The organism is Erythrobacter sp. AP23 (assembly GCF_001542855.1).
Classification (GTDB): domain Bacteria; phylum Pseudomonadota; class Alphaproteobacteria; order Sphingomonadales; family Sphingomonadaceae; genus Qipengyuania.
Genome location: NZ_LNBY01000005.1, coordinates 1 through 6,143, shown reverse-complemented (window position 1 = coordinate 6,143; position 6,143 = coordinate 1). Strand labels below are relative to the sequence as shown.

The following is a 6,143-nucleotide window of genomic DNA, read 5'->3' as shown; positions in this document are numbered from 1 at the left end:
AGTGGTCATACTATCATAATAGACTGATATACAATCACAAATCGGCATTTTTTGATCCCCATTTTCTCGGCTAGCAATCACCGGGTAATCACCATGCCAAATTAGGCAAGCACGCGCCCCCATGAACGGATTTCTGCGTTTGCGATCATGACACAGGTGCTGCCAACCGGAAGCAGGTGGCGAAACGCTTGCGATCAGCCGCGCTTATCCCTGCTTTTGTGAATAGGTGTTCCCACCGTGTCGCTACGATTCTGCTCATGTCTTCGGCGATTGCGTTCGCGTCATCATGGCTGAGGTCGAAGACCGCGGCACCGGCGAGAGCGTTCTCGATCGTTGCAGCGCGGCCTTCCGGCCCGACGCCGAGGACGAGCCGGCGCTCCAGTCCCAGCTGAGGCTTCGGCACTACATCGTAAAGCGGCGAAAGCCGCCATCCCTCACCATCGAACAGGAAGCCATGATTACGTAGGTGATCATCATCATTGGTGACGAGGATATTGAACAGCATGCGACGAAATAATTCGTGCAGATCCTGGCGTACTTCGGTTCCGAATTGCCGGATCGCTCCTGCGAGATCGGCATAGCTGAAGCTGCTGACCTCGCTCTCATGCGCCCCGAGCATTGTGAGCCCCGAAGCAAAGGGCCTGCGTTCCAGCCAGTTGCCGTGAGGAATCCGATCGAACCGCTCGATCAGATAGATGTCACGATCAAGGACACAGCGGAAGTCGAGTGGCGGCACATCGAGACCACATTCGCTGGCAAGCCGCATTGTCGCCAGTTCGACCCGGCATTCGGGGAAGCTGTCTCCCCGCTTCTGAAATTTCGCGATCCAGGGTTTGTCGCCGATTTTTGTAGCAGCCTTCGGCCGGGCGCCGCCCAGAGATGACCCGGCGGCTAGCAACGCCCTCAAGTTCTCGTCGAGTTCGTCGACATGCTGCGCTCGTTCGGCGGCTTCTGCTAACTCTGCGAGCGTGAACTCTTCGCCCGGAGCAGGGCCGTCCCCCCATGGTGTAATTCTCTCAGGCTGGGCGGACGTCGGCCCAAAGGCGAGCGCACCCACGCGATGTTCGCCCGAGGCCAGAATGAGATCGATTTCGCTCGGCAAGCGATCGCCCATCGCCTTGTACATTAGGTATTGGCCCCAGCCGTCAGGAGCAGCATCCCGAATGCCACCGAACACGGCAAAGCCTTCTTCCGTCCTGAATGTTCGAGAAGTTCCAGCTTCGTGCAACGGCAGAGCTACAGGATCGACCGCAATACGGTCAGCGCGTTCCAGATAACGCCGCCCGTAAGCGAAGGTAGCAAACTGGTTGCGCGGTTCGTCGGTCATCGTGAGAAGGCCTGCCGGAACAGGCCCCTCCTCAAGATGCACGAAGACATAGGTGCGGATGGTCGTCACGGCTTGCTAGAAATCCAGATCATCGTCGCTGACAGCGTGGGTCTTCTGGGGCAGGCGGGACAAATCCTCGCTGATGCCAGCCCGGTCACTGTCTGGGGTTACCAGCTCGGCAAGGCGCTGTGTCATCCCCAGGACATGCAGGGCGCTCGCCAGAACCGCGAGGCCCACGGTAGGATCTCCCGCTTCGAGGCGTTGCAGCGTTTGAACCGAGACGATCATGCGCTCGGCCATTAAACGCTGGGGAAGTTTTCTCCGGCGGCGAGCAAGGGCGATATCCTTACCTAGCCGTGTAATCGCACGTTGGCTCTGGGGCGGTAGTCCGCTAGCAGCTCGAGACGAACGGGGCATGGCCCGATATATGACATATCATGCGAAATTCCGCAAATAGAAATGATATGTCATGTTTTTGTGCTCTTTCGCTTGAAGCAGATTTACCGAAGGAAGATGCTTCACCGCCTCCTGCACGAGGCTTACAATGACCATGACTGAGTGGAGAGGCGCTGGTGAGCGGTCGCTAGGCCGCGGCTTGACCATCGTACTTCAAAAGTCGCTGTGCAGTTGCGCGAATTGTCTCAGCGACTATATCGCAAACGTCACGCATGTCGGCACAAGCCGACAGCTTCGGAAGAATTCCGAGGTCCCGTCCTCCAGTTGGAGGTTAACCGGCGGACCCTGCAGAGGGTTCGCCGAATTTCGTTCGAACGCTCTCGCAGGTCCAACCCGATGGAGCATCGAATGCATTATTCAGACGAGGAAATCGAACGCGCGAAGACATTATTCGCTCGTGAAAATGATCAACCCGGCCATGGCAGAATGCCGGTTGCCGCGATGGCGGGAATGAGCAAGCCCGGCAAAATCAGCCATATCACTCATCGACGGACTTGGCGGGACTACCTTCCGAAGGCACGACGCGATTTGCAAAAGGAAAGATCGGACCGGAATTTTCGATTAGGTAACGTGTCGCATGATCTAAACTGACCAGGTCGTGGGGCAGCGATAAGGATCAATGGCGCTAGTGAGAAGTCACTACGAATAATCGGTAGACCTCGCGGGTGAGCGGCGATGTCGATGTGACGCTCAAATCGACGGGCTCGCAGTGCAGACGTGAATCCCCTCCGACCTGTTCTTACAACACAGAAGGGCTGGAGGGGAGGAGGGCCTTTGTGAGCGAGCCGAAAGGATCGCGATGTGCCATGTCCCACCGATATTCCACCAAGATAAGCTCTTTGGAAGAAGCCGCCCGCCGCATCTGTGAAAACCGGGGCGGCAAATGGTCCGGCACAAAGGGCATGGCCTGCTGCCCTGCGCATGACGACCGTACGCCGTCACTCGGTGTGTCGCTCGGCCAAAAAGCGATCCTTTTCCATTGTTTTGCGGGATGTGATCAGCAGAGCGTGCTGGCTGCTCTGGCGAGTGAAGGTGTCGACGCAACCTCGCTCTTCTCAGGTTCTGCGACTATCAACGGTCCCGAGCCGACCATAACGAGCAAACCCTCGGCGGCAGCGCTGAGGATCTGGCGCGACGCACAGCCACTGCGTGCCAGTCCGGCAAAGGCATATCTTGAGAGCCGCGGCATCCTCGCCGCATCTCCGGCCCTCCGCTTTCATCCCCAAACGCCGCTTGGCCCGAAGGGTCGCACCCGCTTTTTGCCGGCCATGATTGCGGCGGTCAGTCTCGACGAGGGACCGATCGCCATCCATCGCACATTCCTTTCGGGCAACTCCAAGGCCGACTTCGACAAACCGAAGCGCGCGCTCGGCGCGCTCGGCGAAGCTGCTGTCCGCCTCTTCGCTCCGGCCTCCGGCAAGCTCGGCCTTGCCGAGGGGATCGAGAGCGCGATGTCCGCCTATGCTCTTACCGGCATCCCCGCCTGGGCGACCCTGGGCAATGAGCGTTTCGGTCTCGTGAGCGTGCCCGAGAGCGTGACCGAACTCCACCTCTTCGTCGATCACGATGCTGGCGGCGAGCTGGCCGCGTCGCGTGGCCTGGCCGCTTATGCCCGCGAAGGGCGGACGATCCACGTTCGCAAACCATCCTCACGCGACACCGACTGGAACGATGAACTTAAAGCATGGCTGCGCCGCAAAGCGGCGCGGTAGAGGAGAGAGAGCTTCTCGAATTCCTGATCCGGCAGAGGGCGTGTCCCGATGCCCTCATCAGGAGGACGAATCGCCATGTTTCAATCAGACCTGTTTCCCGCCGGCGAGCAGATGCCGGCAGTGCCCCTGGCCTTCGCCATCGGTGCCCGGATTGCCGCGCTTCTCACCTCGGGTCGTCATCTTACCCGTGCCGGCATTTCCGGGCTGTTCGCCGAAGAGACCGGTGTTCTGGACTGGGGAGGTGCATGGACGATCGACGACTACAACAACGCGGTCGAGATCGGCGCACTGCTCTGGCTGCGAGAGTCTTCGCGCATCGATCTGGCGACAAGCATGCACGAAGCAGAAGCACGTTTTGACTGGCTCGAAGCTGCATTGCCGCCGCGGCACGTTCGCAGCGAAGCACAGGTCGAGCTCCAGCAGTTCTCGACCCCGCCGATGCTGGCCTGGCTGATGGCGAAGGCCGCAGCTGTTTCTTCGCAAGACACGCTGCTCGAACCGTCCGCAGGCAATGGCGCCCTTGCGCTCTGGGGCAGCGTCCAGAACGCCTCGTTGGCCCTCAACGAGATCGATCCGGCCAGACGAGACGGGCTGGGCCATATCTTCCCCACGGCCACAATTAGTGCACATGACGGAGAACTGATGGCCGACCTGCATCGCGGCCCTGTTCCGTCGGTCGTCTTGATGAACCCGCCGTTCGCCCGCAGCCAGGAACGCGGCAAGGATGGCGAGACGGCGCAGCGCCACCTACGCAGCGCGATCCGGGCCGTTGCCAATGGGGCGAGGATTGTCGCCATCATGCCTGAAGGCTTCGACGCTTCCACCTTCGCCAAGGTACAGGATGAAGCGTCGCTGTTCCTCGATGTCCGGCTGCAGCAGATGTTTCGCCGCGCAGGGACGGGGATTGCCGTTCGCCTGGTCGTGTTCGGCAAGACGCCGGTTGCGTCTTCTCCCGCAATCAACGGAGATACTGCCGACCTGATCGCGCTCCACGAGCTTGTCACTGCGCTTCCGCCCCGTGCGCAGACATCCGCCAGGACTCATCGCCTGCCAGTCGGCAAGCCAGTGCGCCTCGTGGGCAAGACGTCGACCCATCGCGCGCCGGTCCGGCCGCTGGCGCCGTTCGCCGCGACACCAGCAGCTAAAGCGAATGCGACCAATCTTGCCTATTCGGTCTTGGCCGACCCCGCGCCGGTACCCGAACAGACCGGCATCTACCTACCTTACCGGCCCAGTCGCATCACGTTCGAAGGCGCGCCGGTTCATCCCACCCCGCTCGTGGAATCGGTCGCCATGGGCTCGGTCGCGGCGCCCCAGCCGGACGTTCGCCCGCGCCTTCCCGCAGGCTGGCAGGCCAATGGCCTCTTGTCCGAAGCGCAATGCGAGACACTGGTCTACGCTACCCAGGCATTTGCGCGCGATCTTCCGGGTCAGTTCAAGGTTAGCCAGGAAGGCACCTCGCTGGAACTCTCCGAGGACGGACACTCCTACCGCCAAGGCTTCTTCCTCGGCGACGGAACCGGAGCGGGCAAGGGACGGCAGATCGCCGCGGTCATCATGGACCGCTGGCTCGCAGGCGAGCGCCGGCATGTCTGGATCACCAAGAACGAGGCGCTGCTCGAAGATGCACGCCGCGACTGGGAAGCGCTTGGCGGGCTGCCGCTCGATGTCCAGCCGCTCTCGCGCTGGAAACTCGGCCACCTTGTATCGATGTCCGAAGGCATTCTCTTCGTCACCTACCCGACGCTGCGCTCGGGACGCGTCGAGGATACGCGGCTCGACCAGATCCTTGCCTGGGCGGGTAAGCATTACGACGGCCTGATCGCCTTCGACGAAGCCCACGCCATGGCCAATGCCCTCGGGGGCTCATCGACCCGCGGCAAGGTCAAGGGCTCCGAACAGGGGATAGTGGGCCTCAGGCTGCAGAACCATCTCCCGCGCGCCCGCGTGCTCTACGCGTCTGCCACAGGTGCCTCGGAAATCGCCAACCTCGGTTACACTTCCCGGCTTGGCCTCTGGGGACCCGAGACCGCCTTTCCGACCCACGAGGCGTTCATGACCGAGATCCGCGCCGGCGGCGTCGCGGCGATGGAGCTCGTCGCCCGCGATCTCAAGGCACAGGGGCTCTACCTTGCCCGTGCGCTGTCCTTCGCCGGGGTCGAGTACGAAATCCTCGAGCACTGCCTGACCGAAGCGCAGGTGCGGATTTACGATGCCTATGCCGATGCCTGGGCGATCATTCACCGCAACCTCGAAGCCGCGCTCGAAGCAACCCGCGTGGTCGACGAGGACAGCGGCGATACGCTCAATCGCAACGCCAAAGCGGCAGCGCTGTCGATCTTCGAGGGTACCAAGCAACGCTTCTTTGCCCAGCTCCTGCTTTCGATGAAACTGCCAAGTCTGATCCCCGCGATGAACGCGGCGCTTGGCGAAGAGTATTCGGTTGTCGTGCAGCTGGTCTCGACCGCCGAGGCCATGCTCGACCGGCGCCTTGCCGACCTTACCGTGGAAGAACGCGAAGCGCTCGATATCGATCTCTCACCGCGTGAATATGTCATCGACTATCTTGCGAAGAGCTTTCCGGTGCGATTGATGCAGGTCTTCGCCGACGAGGACGGAAATCTTCGCTCCGAGGCGATGAGTGATGA

5 protein-coding genes are annotated in these 6,143 nt (G+C 61.1%); 3 read left to right on the top strand and 2 right to left on the bottom strand.

The features are described from left to right. Window positions 1-145: 145 nt before the first annotated feature. Window positions 146-1,327, bottom strand: a complete 1,182-nt coding sequence (locus ASS64_RS04840) for a type II toxin-antitoxin system HipA family toxin (protein ID WP_221403488.1) — start codon at window positions 1,325-1,327, stop codon at window positions 146-148. Between the two features lie 75 nt (window positions 1,328-1,402). After that, window positions 1,403-1,627: an XRE family transcriptional regulator gene (locus tag ASS64_RS04835; protein ID WP_008601437.1), complete on the bottom strand. Its 225-nt coding sequence runs from the start codon at window positions 1,625-1,627 to the stop codon at window positions 1,403-1,405. A gap of 504 nt (window positions 1,628-2,131) precedes the next feature. Here ASS64_RS04835 and ASS64_RS16625 point away from each other — a divergent pair. The 3 genes from ASS64_RS16625 to ASS64_RS04825 form a co-directional block, all read left to right on the top strand. After that, window positions 2,132-2,374, top strand: coding sequence for a hypothetical protein (locus ASS64_RS16625; protein WP_143712226.1), 243 nt, complete (start codon window positions 2,132-2,134; stop codon window positions 2,372-2,374). A 215-nt stretch (window positions 2,375-2,589) separates the two neighbouring features. Continuing rightward, window positions 2,590-3,495, top strand: coding sequence for a toprim domain-containing protein (locus ASS64_RS16350; protein WP_156501945.1), 906 nt, complete (start codon window positions 2,590-2,592; stop codon window positions 3,493-3,495). A gap of 75 nt (window positions 3,496-3,570) precedes the next feature. Then, window positions 3,571-6,143: strawberry notch family protein (locus ASS64_RS04825; protein WP_198147648.1), on the top strand; the 2,573-nt coding region annotated here is incomplete at its 3' end.

What these genes read in the sequence shown, in the direction of transcription:
- ASS64_RS16625 (WP_143712226.1), top strand. Translation starts at nt 2,132, where the DNA reads ATGCATTATTCAGACGAGGAAATCGAACGCGCGAAGACATTATTCGCT.
- ASS64_RS04835 (WP_008601437.1), bottom strand. Translation starts at nt 1,627, where the DNA reads ATGGCCGAGCGCATGATCGTCTCGGTTCAAACGCTGCAACGCCTCGAA.
- ASS64_RS16350 (WP_156501945.1), top strand. Translation starts at nt 2,590, where the DNA reads ATGTCCCACCGATATTCCACCAAGATAAGCTCTTTGGAAGAAGCCGCC.
- ASS64_RS04840 (WP_221403488.1), bottom strand. Translation starts at nt 1,327, where the DNA reads ATGACCGACGAACCGCGCAACCAGTTTGCTACCTTCGCTTACGGGCGG.